The organism is Patiriisocius sp. Uisw_017 (assembly GCF_047731265.1).
GTDB lineage: Bacteria > Bacteroidota > Bacteroidia > Flavobacteriales > Flavobacteriaceae > Patiriisocius.
In genome coordinates this window covers 2,043,397-2,059,432 of sequence record NZ_CP159835.1, presented here as the reverse complement: position 1 = coordinate 2,059,432, position 16,036 = coordinate 2,043,397, and the positions used below count along the sequence as shown (strand labels likewise).

Sequence of the window (16,036 nt, the reverse complement as noted above, 5' to 3'; positions counted from 1 at the left end):
TAAAACTTTCAGACAATAAATAATGAAATAACATTGCATTTTTACCGTTTATCATTATATTGCAATCCCAATTTCTTCATATATTAAACTATGAACTTGACAAAAAAAATAGCCTTAAGGCTGCTTATACTTGCACTCACAAGCACATTTATTGTAAGCTGTAACAAAACGAGAGACTACAAAGATAGCTCCCGTGCTACTGGCTGGAAATTCAACTCTAGAGAGGGAGGACCACAAAAAAACAGCCAATATACTGAGCAAGAAACAGGTCCTGGACTTGTTTTTGTTGAAGGCGGAACATTTACGATGGGTAAAGTTCAAGATGATCCAATGCACGATTGGAACAATAGCCCTAATCAACAGCATGTTCAATCTTTTTATATGGACGAAACAGAAGTTACCAACTTCATGTATCTTCAGTATCTTGATTGGATCAAACAAGTATTTCCTCCAGACAATGAAGAATATCGTAAAATTTACGAGGGGGCTCTAATAGACACACTAGTATGGAGAAATCGTTTAGGATACAACGAAGTAATGACGTACAATTACCTTAGACACCCTGCTTATGCTGAATATCCTGTAGTAGGAGTTAGTTGGATTCAAGCAGTAGAATTTGGGAACTGGCGTACAGACAGAGTAAACGAACTCATTCTTGAACAAGACGGCATTACCGCAAGAAATTCTCGATACGATGTTGAAGTAGGTCAGACATTTAGTACAGAAACCTATTTAAACGCTCCGACTCAAACCTATGGAGGCAACGATTCTATAACTCGTGGAGGTAAAAAATCAAAAAGTATTGCCAAGAGAAGTAAGGACAGTACAAATTTATTTATTCAAAGAAAAGATGGGCTTCTATTACCAGCTTATCGACTTCCTACGGAAGCAGAATGGGAGTATGCTGCACTAGGTCTTGTAAGTTTGCGAAATTATAATGTATACCGAGGCAGAAAAAAATATCCTTGGGATGGACAATACACAAGATCTGGTAAAAGAAAGTCTCGAGGCGACCAATTAGCAAACTTTAAACAAGGTGATGGTGATTATGGTGGTATTGCAGGATGGAGTGACGATGGTGCAGATATTACCGCTGAAATCAAATCATACGAACCAAATGATTATGGTCTTTATGATATGGCTGGAAATGTAGCGGAATGGGTTGCTGATGTTTACAGACCCATTGTTGATGACGAGTTTAACGACTTTAACTACTATCGTGGAAATGTTTATACTAAAAATGCAATAGACGAAAACGGAAAAGTAAAGATTGTTACGGTAGATTCTATTGTTTTTGACACTTTGAATACTGGTAAAATTGTGGCTAGAGACCTGCCAGGTGAAATTTTACAGATCCCTGTTGATGAAAATGAAACATATTTAAGAACACAGTTCTCCAAAAGTGACAATCGTGACTTTAGAGATGGAGATAAACGATCTACACGATACTATCAATCGTTTGGAGAAGACGATGAAGAGGAATTAGATGATAGCAAACGAATGTATAACTCGCCACTACATAAAGTTACTGAAGCAGATAGTGCGTCAATGGATTTGAATCGTCAATATGACAAATCCACAAAAAGAACTTCACTTGTAAATAATGAAGTACGTGTTTACAAAGGAGGTTCGTGGAGAGATCGTGACTATTGGTTAGACCCAGCTCAACGCAGATATTTTCCTCAAGAAATGGCAACAGACTACATTGGTTTTAGATGCGCTATGTCAAGAGTAGGTTCTAAATCCAAAAAGAATAAGAGCGCTAGAAATTAGTTTTTTTAATATTTAATGAAAACCCACTTTAGAATTTAAAGTGGGTTTTTTACTTTTACATAAACTTCAAAATCATTTTCATTGAATATTCAAACACTACACGAGCATTTTTTAAAAAGTACAGGCATTTGTACAGACACCAGAGAAATCGAGAAAGGATCCATTTTTGTCGCACTCAAAGGCGAAAATTTTAATGGGAATAAATTTACTCAGGAAGCATTAGACAAAGGAGCCTATAAAGTAATTATTGATGAGATAACATATCATAAAAATACAGGAGAAACTATTTTATGCAAAAGCGCATTAAGTTATTTACAACAACTTGCTACATTTCATCGTAACTCCCTTAAAATCCCTATAATTGCTTTAACTGGCAGCAATGGAAAAACGACAACAAAAGAGCTAATACACGCAGTATTAAGCAAGAAGTATAATACGACAGCCACTAAAGGTAATTTAAACAACCACATAGGGGTTCCACTGACCTTATTAAGAATGAACAAAGAGACTGAAATCGGTATTGTGGAAATGGGTGCGAATCACTTAAAAGAGATTGCAAAGCTTTGCGAAATAGCCCAGCCTGATTATGGATATATTACCAACTTTGGAAAGGCACACCTTGAAGGTTTTGGGAGTTTAGATGGCGTTGTAAAAGGCAAAAGCGAGCTCTACAAACACCTTATCCAAAACGGTAAATATCTGTTTATGAATGCAGACGATCCCAAACAAAAACAAATTCTTGATCCTTATAACAAGAAGTTTGGTTTTTCTGAAAGCAATCAAGAGTTTTCGAATATAAAATTGAAAGCATGCGATCCTTATGTGAAAGCTTCCTTCAACAATGTAACTATTGCATCCAAGCTAATAGGAAAGTATAACTTTACTAATATATGCGCTGCCATTATTATAGGACAGTATTTTGAGGTAACAAGTGAAGACATAAAGAAAGGTATAGAAGAATATACCCCCAGAAATAACCGGTCACAAGTAATTGAAAAAGATTCGAATAAAATCATTCTAGACGCATATAACGCTAACCCTACAAGTATGCTTGCAGCTTTAGAGAGCTTTAAAACCACTTCTGACAAAAACAAAATAGTATTCTTGGGAGATATGTTTGAGCTTGGTGATAGTGCTGCGTTAGAACACCAAATAATTGCCGACTATATTACCAAGTACAGCATTGGAAACGCTTTTCTTATAGGCGAAAATTTTTCAAAAACGAAAGTTCAAAATAAATCAATTACCAAAGTTGAATCTTTCGATAAACTAAAAAAAATACTAGAAGACAAGAAAATCACAAGTAGCACCATACTAATAAAAGCCTCTCGAGGCATGGCTTTAGAGCGTATCGTTGGTTTACTTTAAAATTATTTTACTATAAGTTTTTTGGAAAGGCTTTGACCATCTACAATAATTTTCAAAATATAAATACCGCTTGTTAGTCCTGATGAAGACAGATTAATTTTCTGGAAACCTCCAAGGTTTTTTAATGAGACAATAGTTTTAATTTTTGTTCCAAGGATTGAGTAAAGATCAATAGAGACATTGGCATTATCAACAAGCCTAAACTCCATATAAGAGTTTAAGGTTATTGGGTTTTCTGAAACATTGAAATCAAGTAAAGTATTAGCTAAATCCTCTATACTCGCTGTACCGTTTAGATTCACAAAGATTACTTCGTTGCCCATCGGGATTCCAAGAATACCATTTTGACTTACACCAATATCCGCCGGTGAACTTAGTGTTGGTGTATCTACAATAAAAGAATCTGAAAAGTCACCAGAGTATCTTGTAATTCGATTTGGCGACCAAGAAGATATAAAATATTCTCCTTCAGATTTCTGAATACCATCAATATTACCTAAACCTGTATCTGCTATATCACTAACTGCGTTTGTGCTTAAAGAAACTGCTTTAATTTTAGCATTACTTCCCCAAGTAACAAACAGAAGCCTGTCTACATTATCATATAATATTCCATTAGGAGTACTTCCTGTATTTGCTACTATTTCAATCGCTACTGGAGTATTTAAATCTGAAACATCAATAGCGTATATTTTTGAAGCACCAAAATCTGTAACCCACAAAAGTGTGTTTCCATCACTAGTCATACCATTAAGAAATGATGTGCCAGGAATTAAAAGACTCATTACTTCATTCTCCGTTGTTAAATCATATCCTTTGATAGTTCCACCAGCAATTACAAATAAAGTATTACCCATTATTTCCATACCGTGAGAGGCACTTCCGCTACCAAAAAAAGACAAGTCTCCATTACCGTCATCTATAATGATATTACTACCATTTGCCACAAGCCAGCGATCGTTCGCGATATCATACTGGACACTTTCTGCAGATTGATAATTTTGCGAGAATGCTGTAATGGAACAAAGTAGAAGTAAACTAAGAGGTGAAAATTTCATGATAATACTATTTTTTGTGAATGTACAAAAGGAGGCCATTACTTATATATATTATTAGAAAAATAGGAGTAGAAAACAAAAAATCTTTGCCTGAGATTAGTTCAATTTTATAACTTCAAAAAAAACTTAATTTTTTATTTAAAAATGTTTGTGAAAAGTAAATTCTAAGTTATATTTGCATCCCCTAACAGAATAGGGCGTTTAGCTCAGTTGGTTCAGAGCACTTGGTTTACACCCAAGGGGTCGGGGGTTCGAATCCCTCAACGCCCACTAAAGGTCTTCAGAAATGAAGACCTTTTTTCATTTTATAAATTATTTTGTTTGCCTACTATATTCTGAAAAACCAAATAAATATTACGTGGGCTATACCCGCGAAATACCCCAGCGTTTAGTAAAACATCTATGGTAGCACAAGTGATTTACTGGCCGCGCCAATGATTGGATTGTCATATATACAGAAACGTATACCTCAAAGACAGAAGCTCAAAAGAGAGAATTACTAATTGGAACATAGTTCTACTTACATAAAATCGTGAAGATTCAGACCCTCCCGGTTTTACATCGGGAGGACCGGGGGTTCGAATTCCTCAACACCCAATAAAGGTCTTCAGAAATGTGGGCCTATTTTTTATAATTCACAACCTAAAATACTTTGAAAAATATCTTGTAAAGTAGCAAATCACTATCTTTATAACTCAAGTTTTTTTTCCATAATAGCTTCTTTTATCATCCTAGTGCAAAGATTCGGGATAGACATCAGTGATATGTTAACCGTAGACGCGTTAATTGAGCCCGCATAATTTCATAATGAACAACCTGGAGATATTATTTTTGTATTTATCTCAAAGTTTTATGGTGAATTACAGGCAGACCCATAATAAAGAAGATCACCAACAGTCACCCTTTCAGAATCATTCGCAAATTTCAACAAGGATTCCTTTTTTATTATACCTTTATAAAGAAGAATTCAAAATATTTGAAGGTACTGAATTTAAGAAAGATTGCTTCTTTTAACAAGAACCAACTTCATCTTTACAAAAGCTAGGACTTTATCAGGCACCACGGAATTCATAAATCATCAATTTTAGCAGAAAAGGCCTTAAAAAATTTTACGGTACTTGTATTTGCAGTCAATTTAATTACCTATGAATAATGAAGAAAAACATTATACTAATCGCAGTGGTTGGTTACGAGCAGGAGTTTTAGGCGCTAATGACGGCATCTTATCTACTGCAAGTATTATTATAGGTGTTGCCGCCGCAAGCAGCACCCGCGAGCCAGTACTTTTAGCCGGAGTCGCTGGTTTAGTTGCAGGAGCATTGTCTATGGCTGCCGGGGAATATGTCTCTGTAAGCTCACAAACAGATATTGAAAAATCTGATTTGGCCAGAGAGCAACAAGAACTTATAAATACCCCAGGAGAAGAACTTATTGAACTGGCAAAAATCTATGAAGAACGAGGTTTAAAAAAAGAAACGGCAATGGAAGTTGCAAAACAATTAACCACACATAACGCACTAGAAGCTCACGCAAGAGATGAACTAGGAATACACGAAATGACTGAAGCCAAACCCTTACAAGCAGCATTATCTTCTGGAATTGCCTTTACACTAGGTGGATTTCTCCCTGTACTAGTAGCTTTTATAGCGCCTTTAGAATATATGGAGTATATGGAGTATGCCTCTGCTATTATTTTCCTAGCGATATTAGGGATGGTATCGGCAAGAGCAGGAGGTTCGAAAAAGCTAAACGCAGTTTTAAGAATTACTTTTTGGGGAACGCTGGCAATGGGAATCACTGCATTAATCGGGCATCTATTTAATATTAATATATAATGGTAAAACAAGTAGAAAAATATTATACAACACTTTTGTCTGTCACTGAAATAAGAAAAGCTCCTATTCACAATCTAGAGCACTCACAAGAAGTAGTGAAAAATATGGAACATATAACGACCGCAATTAACACAAATTCGAATGACAAGGGACTCTTACACATGGCGTCTTAGTTTGGTGATATTGGCTTTTCTAAAACTTATAAAGGGCACGACGAAGTAAGTAAATACCCACTGTAAATATTTCTATTGATGGTGCTCTAATATTTCCAGTTGACGGAAGTATTGTTTCATTAAATCAAAACCCTTAAAACACCAAAGTTTGTTCAAGAATTGCTTTGACCTGTCAGGATGCTAACGAACAAATATTCTTATTAATTACCGGAGGAAATACATTGTATGTAACTATTTCCACAATCAATGCTATGGGGGAATTAGTGAGTAACTAATTAAACAATAGTGTAGTTACTGGAAAGCCAGAAGAAGGAATTATTTCTCAACCCGTAACCATCAAACTAAACAATAATAGGAACAGTTTTAAAATAAGAACAAAGGGTAAAGGCACCGACAAAGATCACGTTCGCAGCTTAAATTTTATTTTTGAAGAACCCTTTGAAGGTTCAACACCATTAGAAACTGAAGTTAATGCTCACTTTGTAGTTGGAAAATATAACCACCAATAGATATAGAAGCCAAACTATAAACTTTGAAAATCCAGAAGAAGCTATTGGATTTGGATACTTAGTAGTTATAGATTATATAGCCGAGAGCGGGGACCCTGAAGATCAACAAACCAAACAAGTCGTTATAGTTGAAGATAATAAAAACTAAGGTTTCCAGTCTTTAGAAAATGTTACCTTAGCTCTAGAAATATTAGTAGTGGGCAGCCCAACAAACATTAATGTTTTAAGCCTTCAATTTATGGAAGATACCGGTATGGCCTCAGTTACGGTGACAGCCACAATTTTAATAACGCCTATGAATGCTTACAGACAATAAAAAATATAAATTAACATTTGAACTCGCTATCTTTTTAAGTATAGCGAATTCATTTTTACACCACTTCAGCCACCACAAAAGTGCTGCCACCTATGTAAATAACATCATCGCTACTTGCGCTTTCTAATGCGGCTTGATACGCTGCTTTAACACTTGTAAACGCAGCTCCTTCCAATCTGCACTCAGCTGCCTTTTGCTGAAGCAAAGAAACATCCATAGCCCGTAAAATATCTGGCTCACAAAAATAATAGACTCCGTTTTTAGGAAATAGCGGTAGCACACTATCCAAATTCTTATCACTCACCATCCCAATAACCAAGTGTAGTGTTTTACATTTAATCTCAGCAAGTTGCTCCATTGTTAATTCCAATCCTTCTCTGTTATGCGCAGTATCAGCGATAACTAAAGGCTTATTTTTTAACTGCTGCCATCTTCCTAATAACCCAGTATTTTTAACAACACTTTGCAACCCTTTTTTAAGGTGTTCTTCTGAAATTTTCCAGCCTTGTTTTCTTAATTCTTTAATGGAAACCAATACCGTTCTTTGATTCAGCTTTTGATAATTCCCCTTCAAATCTGAATCATATAATTTGATTTTAGCATCTTCAGAAAATACAATAGACGCTTTTTTCAACTCAGCAATTTGCCGAAAAACTGGTTTTGTTTCAGCAGTTGTTTCTCCTATAACCACAGGGATTTCATTTTTAATAATACCTGCTTTTTCAAAAGCAATTTTCTCTAAAGTATCACCCAAAAATTGCGTGTGATCCAATCCAATGTTTGTAATAATCGAAAGTTCTGGCCTGATAATGTTTGTGCTATCTAGCCTACCCCCTAGTCCTACTTCTATGACAGCGATGTCTACTTTTTCTTCTTCAAAATAAACAAGCGCTAATCCAACAGTCATTTCAAAAAACGAGAGTTTATTTTCTTCAAAAAAAGAGGTGTTGTTCTTAACGAATTCAGTTACAAATTTCTTCGGAATCATTTTTCCGTTGATTGTAATCCGTTCCCTAAAATCTTTTAAATGAGGTGATGTATATAAGCCTACTTTATAACCCGCTTCTTGAAGTATAGAGGCTAACATATGGCTCGTAGAACCTTTGCCATTGGTACCAGCAACGTGTACAAATTTGCATTGGTTTTCAGGATTCCTTAAATGCTTTGCCAATAACAGGGTATTGCTCAAGTCTGCCTTATAGGCCGCTTGCCCCACACGTTGATACATGGGTAATTGCTTAAAAAGCCACGCGATGGTTTGAGAATAATTGATAACTACTTCTTTATTATTTTTTGAACCTGACGCGAACTACTAGACACCACTTGAACGTAATAAACCCCTCTTGGAATTTCGGCAACAATCATTTCAACAGATCCATTTAAAATGGTGTTTTTTTCGGAAACTATCTTTCTGCCCAAAGCATCAAAAACACTAATCACTACTGGACCATCAACTTCGAAGTTTTTAATTTGGATACGTTCCGTTACTGGATTTGGTGCAATAACTATTTCAGCTAAAGTACTAAGATCATTAGTTGCTAAAATATCTTCAGCGATATTCAATTTGTAGCTTGACCTTCCGTAGGTAGCAATGTATAAATACTCTGTAGCCTCGTGAAGATTCATATCTGTAACCACAACACTTGGAATATTTTCATCCAGTGCTTGCCAAGTTGCTCCTTCATCTCCAGTCACAAAAACACCAATATCAGTTGCAATAAAAAGATTGCCATAGCGATCTTTTAGGATATCATTTACAGGAACATCTGGTAGATTTGCATCAATAGTTTCCCAGCTTGCCCCGTTGTCATCACTCTTGTAAATGTGCCCTTCATCTTCGCCATAACGGTATCCTGAAAAAGTAGCATACACCGTCTCTGTGGCCTCTCGATCTGCTAGAACGCTGGTCACCCAACGATTGGGTAGTACCGGTGAGATATTATTCCAAGTAGCACCACCATCCTGGGTAATAGATACATTCCCGTCGTCTGTACCAACATAAATAATATCACTATTAATAGGCGAAACACTAATCGTTGTAATTGTACCAAATGTAAGATTACCAGCCTGTGCACCGCCAGTTAAATCAGGGCTTATTGCCGTCCAATTTCCAGCTGCATTTGTTGTCTTGTACAATCTGTTAGCACCATAAAATAAATTCTGTGAATTAGCAGGATCAAATGCAATAGGAGTATCCCAATTTTTACGATCTCCACTTGAAATACCATTCAAAGCTGTTGTAAAAGATGCCCCGTTATTTGTAGATTTTGCCAAATTACCGCGCTGAAATAAGGCATAGATAACATTGGTGTTTAAAGGGTCCACTAAAGACTGAAAGCCATCGCCACCATAAATGGCAGCCCAATCATCAATAGAGCCTGTTGTTGTTCTCACCGTATTATTATCTTGTGCACCGCCATAAACTTTAGCATCATCTTGAGCATCTACATGAAAGCGATAAAATTGTGTAATTGGCAATGTATTTATTTTTGAAGAACTTAAGCCATCATTCGCACTTGCGTACAAACCTCCATCATTGCCCAATAAAACTTCTCCTGTTCCGCCAGCTACAAAAGCCATTGCATGTTGATCTACATGAACCCCAGGAAAAGCGCCCACCCAATTTTGTCCTCCGTCAGTTGATTTTTCTACCTCAAAATCTACATTGTAGATGGTGTTTTCATCGGTTGGGTCTACAAAAATTCCTCTAAACCACCAGTGAAATCCAACATTTGTTAACTGATTAGAATTTCTTTGTTGCCAAGTAAGACCGCCATTACTTGAACGATACACCCCTTGTATATCTCCCGCAGCATCTGCATATCTAGCATAGAGAACATTGGGATTAGATTCTGAAACAGCAATACTTATTCTTCCTTTATCATCTGGGTCTGATGGAAGGCCTACTGTCATTTCAACCCAAGTATCACCTCCATCAAATGAACGCCAAAGGCCAGAGCCTTCGCCACCGTATATTCTATTATTAGGTGTTCTAATGCGATGCCAACTAGCAGCATATAAAATATCACTATCAGTTGGGTGCTGAGCCATATCTATAATCCCAGCAACATCACTTATAAATAGTACTTGTTGCCAACTTGCTCCTCCATCTGTAGTTTTATAAACTCCTCTATTTGTATCATCTCTAAAAAGAGGACCCATTGCGCCTACCAAAATAACATTTTCATTATTAGGGTCGATCATTATTTTACCAATACTGCCTACATTTTCAAGACCTTTGGACTCCCAAGAAATCCCACCATCTGTTGAAGCATAAACTCCATCGCCATCATATGCAAGTGATCCTCCACCTGCATTTACTTCGCCAGTTCCTACCCAAATAGTTTGTGTATTATTTCGAGAGATTGCGATATCACCAATAGACAACATTTCTTGCTCATCAAAAATGGGATTAAAGGTACTCCCTGCATCTTCAGTTTTAAAAATTCCTCCAGAAGCTGTTCCTACATAATAAGTATCGTCATCGTCTATTGGGATTTCAATATCAGTCACACGTCCTCCAATATTTATAGGCCCTACGAATTCCCAAATATCAGCTAAGACCTCTCTATTTTGAGGCTGCTCTTTTTTCCATTGAATGGCTTCTTTACGGGCATTCATTTTTAACTCACCTGAAGGATATGCGCGTTGCATAAACATAAAGTCGTGAGGGAGTTCTTTCGAATTTTCTGCAGCTATTTTAAGGCCTTTAGAAGAATCGCAGGCAAATAAATTGATTCCTAAACAAAATAATAAAAAATATTTCATTGCTGTTTTTTAAGCACTAAATATAACCAAAACCCAAGTGATTTATAGTCTTCCTTGACAGAATATAAAACCTAATTTCTATTCTGAAAGGCTAAAATTATAGATTATTTCGCCTATTTGTTTTGAAGGTGCTTTGTCATCAGGATTAAAGCGCGTAGCAAGTGCATTTTCTTCTGCTTTGTCCAACAAACACTTTGTATTATTTGTAGTTCCTCGAACCCCTGCCCTTGCGTTAATAACACGACCATTCCTATCAACTTCTATGCTTACAACGACCTTACCTGATTCATTACATTCTTGGGGGCTTCGAGGTTTGTTTAAAGATTTTCTTCCACTCAAGCGGTAATTCCCATCTCCATCTATACCGGTTCCTGCTCCATAATAGCTTTTGGCATTTGGATCTCCATTAGGATCTCCTTTATCACCTCCAGTTTTATCATCACCTTCTCCACCTTGAGAAGCTCCGTCTTTTTTAGGACCGTTAATTAAGGCATCTAGTGCACTGGTTGTAGACTCGCTAGGTTTTGGATCTGGTTTTACTATTTCTTTCGGTTTTTCCTTAGGTTTCTCTAAAGCTTTTTCGACCTTAGGCTTTGGTTTTTCTTTGGGCTTATCTTCAATTACTGGTGCGTCTTCAATATCTTGTGTCACCAACTTTTCTGTAACCTCAGGTTCTGGTGGCGTGGGTTCGGGCTGAATCGTTTTTTTAGGCGCAGACGCAACAGGCTGCGTAGGCTGAACATCTCCTGATCCTGTTTCTGAAGTACCAAAATTTACCGCAATACCATTCTCAGGTGGAGGATCTAAATACTCCATACCTACAAAAAACAACAACAAGATTAACAGTGAATATACTATCACCGTGATCTTCATACTTTTCTTTTTATGTTCGGTATCTAAGAAAGACATTGTTGATTATTGATTTTCGGGGACTCACTGTTTTATTTTAAAACACTACGAGCTTATCAATTAAAAATTTAAATTTATTATAAATTTAAGGTTGCTGAGTGATTTTAGTTTTTGCAAAGCAAAAAACTAGAATTGTATCGAATCATTAATTAGGTCTTACGGCTAGCACTACTTTAAAACCATTTCTATTGGCAATATCCATTACAAAAACAGCATCTTCGATTGGGACTCCTTCTTCTGCTCTTAAAATTAACGTGGGATTTTCTTGACCTGCTAATGATGCTTTTAATGTTTTTTCTATAGTGTATTCAGTAACCCGTTCTTTGTTTACGTAATAGGCGCCGTCTTTAGTAATGCTCACACTTGCTTTTTGAACATTTGTGCTTTTTCCTTTCGCCTTAGGAAGTATTAGATCCAACGCATCTGGTGTAATTGCAGGAGATGTTAAGAGAAAGAAAACCAATAGTAAAAATACAATATCGGTCATCGAACTCATCGAGAAATCTGGACTTACTTTATTTCTTCCGCGTAAATTCATACTTTAAATTAAGCTGGTTCATTCAACAAGTCCAAGAAATCTACCGCAGTTGCTTCCATCTGGTGCACTACTTTATCAGTTTTAACTACTAAATGATTATAGCCCATGTAAGCAATAATACCCACGATAAGACCGGCCACTGTTGTTGTCATTGCGGTATAGATACCTTCGGCTAACAACCCCATTTCGGCTTGACCACTACTGGTTGCTAATTGGTGAAATGCAAGCACCATTCCTATTACGGTACCTAAAAACCCAATCATAGGGGCGGCTCCAGCAATAGTTGCTAGAACACTAACGTTTTTCTCTAGCTTATATACTTCAAGTCTACCTGCATTTTCTATTGCAGTATTGATATTGTCTAGTGGACTTCCAATGCGGCTTATTCCCTTTTCGGTAAGTCTAGAAACTGGAGTGTTATGCTGCGCGCACAATGCTTTTGCTGCTTGCAGATTTCCGCTGGCCACATTATCTCGAATTTGGTTCATAAAATTAGCATCGTATTTTGAAGCAGCTTTAATTGCAAAAAGCCTTTCAAAATAAACATACAAGGCTACAAAAAGTAAAATTGCAAGGGTGCCAATAATAATCATTCCTCCTGTTCCCCCGTTTACGATGAGCTCCATTACAGAAAGTGTTTTTTCAGTAGTTTCAGGGTCTAACTGCGCAGCGTCTTCTGCACCATCTTGAATCAAGAAGTTTAGCATATACTTTGTATTTTAGAGTATAACGAAATGTATGTATTAAAATTGTTTACACGTTGTGGAAGATTACACGCTCTATAAGGAGGAAAACTCCAGCTCCAGCGATAAATCCAACGAAGGCTAGCCAAGCAATTTTCTTAAGGTACCAGATAAAATCTATCTTTTCCATACCCATTGCTGCAACACCAGCAGCAGAGCCAATGATTAACATACTACCACCTGTTCCTGCACAATAGGCAATAAAATGCCATAAAACAGCATCGGTTGGTGCGTCATACATTCCTATAGAAGCAGCGACCAAAGGAACATTATCTATAATTGCAGAAAAGATTCCTAATAATATGACCACTACATCTTGGTTAGGCACGACTTCTTGTAATACTTCGGCTAAATAACGCAGCGTTCCTACTGGATCTCCATTTTCGGCAACACCAAAAACCAAACTTTCTAATCCGGCAACCGCCATTAAAATACCAAGAAAGAACAAGATACTTGAAATTTCGATTCTAGATAATGCTTTATGAGCAGAATATAAATGACGATTTTCTTTTGAAAAATCTTCTTCTGGGTGAATGTATTCAGAAACCAACCAAACAATACCCAAGGCAAACATCATTCCTATATAAGGAGGAAGGTGCGTTAATGTTTTAAAAATTGGAACCGATACGATCATACCTAGCCCCAAGAACAACATAGTCCTACTGCTTAATAGACGTCCTTCTAATTCATCTTCAATAGCATCAACTTTTATTTCTCCCCGAAAAGCAGGAAGATAGCTTGCGATAACAAAAGGAACAATAAAGCATACAATAGAGGGTAATACCACATATTCTATCAATCCCAATGCGGTTACATTCTTTGCAATCCATAACATCGTCGTTGTAACGTCACCAATGGGTGACCAAGCACCACCAGCATTAGCAGCAATAACAACTAAACCTGCAAACCACAAACGATCGTTTCTATCTGGAATGAGTTTTTTAAGTAATGTTATGAGTACAATAGTTGCTGTTAAGTTGTCTATAATGGCTGAAAGAATAAATGCCAATACTCCAATAATCCAAAGTAATTTTCTTTTATTTTTTGTTCGTACGGCTCCCTTTAACACATCAAAACCACGATGAAGATCAATGATTTCGACAATGGTCATTGCTCCAATTAAGAAAATTAATATTTCTGCTGTTTTCCCTAAATGGTGTAACAACGTATTTTCAAAACCGTGTTCCGCTTCAACACCTCCTGATAAAAAATTAAAGGTATTTTCGTAGGTGTCAATCACATCAAACCATCCTGCGTAAAATCCAACTGCCAATACTGCCCAAATAAGTGCCGCCATTATTAACGCTGGAACAGTTTTATCGAGTTTAAGAGGATGCTCCAATGTTATTGAAAGATACCCTACGACAAAAATTAGTATAATAATAGACTCCATAGTTTGGGGTTTGGTTTTTAAAAACTCTTTTAAATTATTCTTTTACCTTCAAATTTCGCATTTTTAACTCTAATCTTAACGCTGTTAAACAGCGCAGCCTTGAGCTGTAATTAAAAAAGGACTTTATTATTGCAAATAAGCCTTCATTTTCAGTTCCAAACAAAAGCTTGAATGAGTTCAATTTTTAAACTAGTTGTTTCAATGCTATTTCAAAAGCAGTTTTACTGATATTCGTTTTTGAACTGTTGTTATCAAATGTGTTTTGGATGGCATTTTTAATGGTTATCGAAGTATCATTAAAAATAGCTTCATCGGTCATTTGTACTTTGCGTTCCATAAAATAGGCAAACACTCTTGCCATACCGCAATTGCTTATAAAGTCTGGGATTAAACTTACTTTTTCATCTGTGAACTCCATAATGCTGCCAAAGAAAATCTCTTTATCGGCAAATGGAACATTAGCACCACAACTAATCACTTCTAATCCAGCATCTATCATCCTAGAAATTTGATCTTTTGTGATTAATCGAGAGGCGGCACAGGGAGCGAAAACTTCGCATTCTAAATTCCAAATTTGCGCATTGATCTCTTCAAAAGACATCATATTGTCTGCTACCAATGTATTTCCGTCTTTATGCAAAAACAATTGCGTAATCTCTTCAAAAGAAAATCCATCTTTGTTCATAATACCACCAGCACGGTCTATAATACCCACTACTTTTGCACCCATTTGCGCTAAATAATAAGCTGCCGCGGCTCCTACATTTCCAAAACCTTGAACAATCGCACGCTTGCCTTTCACGTCACCTCCGTAAATATCGTAATAATGACGTATCGCTTCAGCAACACCGAAACCAGTAATCATATCTGCCACTGTATATTTTCTTGAAACGTCTGGCGAGTAGGTATTGTTTTCTAATACCTTAATAACCCCTTGGCGAAGTTGGCCAATTCGGTTAATTTTATCCGCTTCTGTTGGAGTAAAGTGTCCATTAAAGACACCTTCCTGTGGATGCCAAACGCCACTTTGTTCGGTAATTGGAATTACTTCGTGGATTTCATCAACATTTAAATCTCCACCGGTACCGTAATATGATTTAAGCAATGGTGAAACTGCCTTGTACCATCTTTCCAAAACCCCCTTTTTTCGAGGATCGTGCGGATCGAAATTGATTCCAGATTTAGCACCACCAATTGCAGGACCAGATACTGTAAATTTCACTTCCATTGTTTTTGCAAGTGAAAGCACTTCATTTTCATTAAGTCCAACGCGCATGCGTGTTCCTCCTCCTGCAGCACCACCTCGCAAAGAATTTATAACAGTCCAACCTTCTGCTTCGGTTTCTGCATCGTTCCAATGGAATACTATTTCTGGAGACTTGTCTTCGTATTTTTTAAGTAATTCTTTCATCTTTATTACCCTAGAAGGTAGGGCGTCCTATTTAAATGCAACTATAGATTTTTCTCTTTTAATTTTTTTTTCGCAGGAAGCAAAATTTTAATAATTTAAGCGTAGCTAAAGTTGATTCATAGAGAACATTTTAAAAGTGTTGACCAATTAATATTTAAAAATCCAAAACAATAGTTTTGGAGTACTCAGACAAATATAAAAAATTGAAAAAAGGAATTCTTGATTTTGTATAAAAATTAATA

General features: G+C 36.5%; 13 protein-coding genes and 1 tRNA gene. 6 read left to right on the top strand and 8 right to left on the bottom strand.

Annotated elements, in window-relative coordinates; all coding sequences use genetic code 11:
- Positions 1-90: 90 nt before the first annotated feature.
- Complete coding sequence (gene gldJ, locus ABXT67_RS09370; protein WP_415373755.1) at positions 91-1,773, top strand: gliding motility lipoprotein GldJ; 1,683 nt, start codon at positions 91-93, stop codon at positions 1,771-1,773.
- Between the two features lie 81 nt (positions 1,774-1,854).
- The gene (locus ABXT67_RS09365; RefSeq protein ID WP_415373754.1) at positions 1,855-3,141 is read left to right on the top strand and encodes a UDP-N-acetylmuramoyl-tripeptide--D-alanyl-D-alanine ligase; all 1,287 of its coding nucleotides are present in this window, start codon (positions 1,855-1,857) and stop codon (positions 3,139-3,141) included.
- A gap of 2 nt (positions 3,142-3,143) precedes the next feature.
- On the opposite strand, the gene ABXT67_RS09360 is transcribed toward ABXT67_RS09365, so the two are convergent.
- A complete protein-coding gene (locus ABXT67_RS09360) occupies positions 3,144-4,199 on the bottom strand; it encodes a T9SS type A sorting domain-containing protein (protein WP_415373753.1) in 1,056 nt (351 codons plus the stop codon).
- A 195-nt stretch (positions 4,200-4,394) separates the two neighbouring features.
- Between ABXT67_RS09360 and ABXT67_RS09355 the strand changes: the two genes are divergently transcribed.
- From ABXT67_RS09355 to ABXT67_RS09340, 4 genes are all read left to right on the top strand, one after another.
- Positions 4,395-4,469, top strand: a tRNA-Val gene (locus ABXT67_RS09355).
- An 875-nt stretch (positions 4,470-5,344) separates the two neighbouring features.
- Positions 5,345-6,034: a VIT family protein gene (locus tag ABXT67_RS09350; protein WP_415373752.1), complete on the top strand. Its 690-nt coding sequence runs from the start codon at positions 5,345-5,347 to the stop codon at positions 6,032-6,034.
- Positions 6,034-6,207 carry a hypothetical protein gene (locus tag ABXT67_RS09345; protein WP_415373751.1) on the top strand — a complete coding sequence of 58 codons (174 nt, stop codon included), beginning with the start codon at positions 6,034-6,036 and terminating at the stop codon, positions 6,205-6,207. The genes ABXT67_RS09350 and ABXT67_RS09345 overlap by 1 nt, the downstream gene beginning before the upstream one ends.
- Before the next feature lie 486 nt (positions 6,208-6,693).
- Entirely contained in the window at positions 6,694-6,864 is a 171-nt protein-coding gene (locus ABXT67_RS09340) for a hypothetical protein (RefSeq protein WP_415373750.1), read from the top strand.
- Positions 6,865-7,087: 223 nt separating this feature from the next.
- Here the strand turns inward: ABXT67_RS09340 and ABXT67_RS09335 are convergent, their stop codons facing one another.
- The 7 genes from ABXT67_RS09335 to ABXT67_RS09305 all read right to left on the bottom strand — a co-directional run bounded on the left by ABXT67_RS09335 (position 7,088) and on the right by ABXT67_RS09305 (position 15,794).
- Complete coding sequence (locus tag ABXT67_RS09335) at positions 7,088-8,305, bottom strand: bifunctional folylpolyglutamate synthase/dihydrofolate synthase (protein ID WP_415376970.1); 1,218 nt, start codon at positions 8,303-8,305, stop codon at positions 7,088-7,090.
- Positions 8,306-8,307: 2 nt separating this feature from the next.
- A complete protein-coding gene (locus ABXT67_RS09330; RefSeq protein WP_415373749.1) occupies positions 8,308-10,800 on the bottom strand; it encodes a T9SS type A sorting domain-containing protein in 2,493 nt (830 codons plus the stop codon).
- Between the two features lie 78 nt (positions 10,801-10,878).
- On the bottom strand, positions 10,879-11,709 hold the full coding sequence (locus tag ABXT67_RS09325) for an energy transducer TonB (protein WP_415373748.1): 831 nt from the start codon (positions 11,707-11,709) through the stop codon (positions 10,879-10,881).
- A 145-nt stretch (positions 11,710-11,854) separates the two neighbouring features.
- On the bottom strand, positions 11,855-12,247 hold the full coding sequence (locus tag ABXT67_RS09320; protein ID WP_415373747.1) for an ExbD/TolR family protein: 393 nt from the start codon (positions 12,245-12,247) through the stop codon (positions 11,855-11,857).
- 8 nt (positions 12,248-12,255) lie between these two features.
- Positions 12,256-12,954, bottom strand: a complete 699-nt coding sequence (locus ABXT67_RS09315; protein ID WP_415373746.1) for a MotA/TolQ/ExbB proton channel family protein — start codon at positions 12,952-12,954, stop codon at positions 12,256-12,258.
- Positions 12,955-13,000: 46 nt separating this feature from the next.
- On the bottom strand, positions 13,001-14,383 hold the full coding sequence (nhaD, locus tag ABXT67_RS09310; protein WP_415373745.1) for a sodium:proton antiporter NhaD: 1,383 nt from the start codon (positions 14,381-14,383) through the stop codon (positions 13,001-13,003).
- Positions 14,384-14,567: 184 nt separating this feature from the next.
- Complete coding sequence (locus ABXT67_RS09305) at positions 14,568-15,794, bottom strand: Glu/Leu/Phe/Val dehydrogenase dimerization domain-containing protein (protein ID WP_415373744.1); 1,227 nt, start codon at positions 15,792-15,794, stop codon at positions 14,568-14,570.
- Positions 15,795-16,036 lie beyond the last annotated feature (242 nt).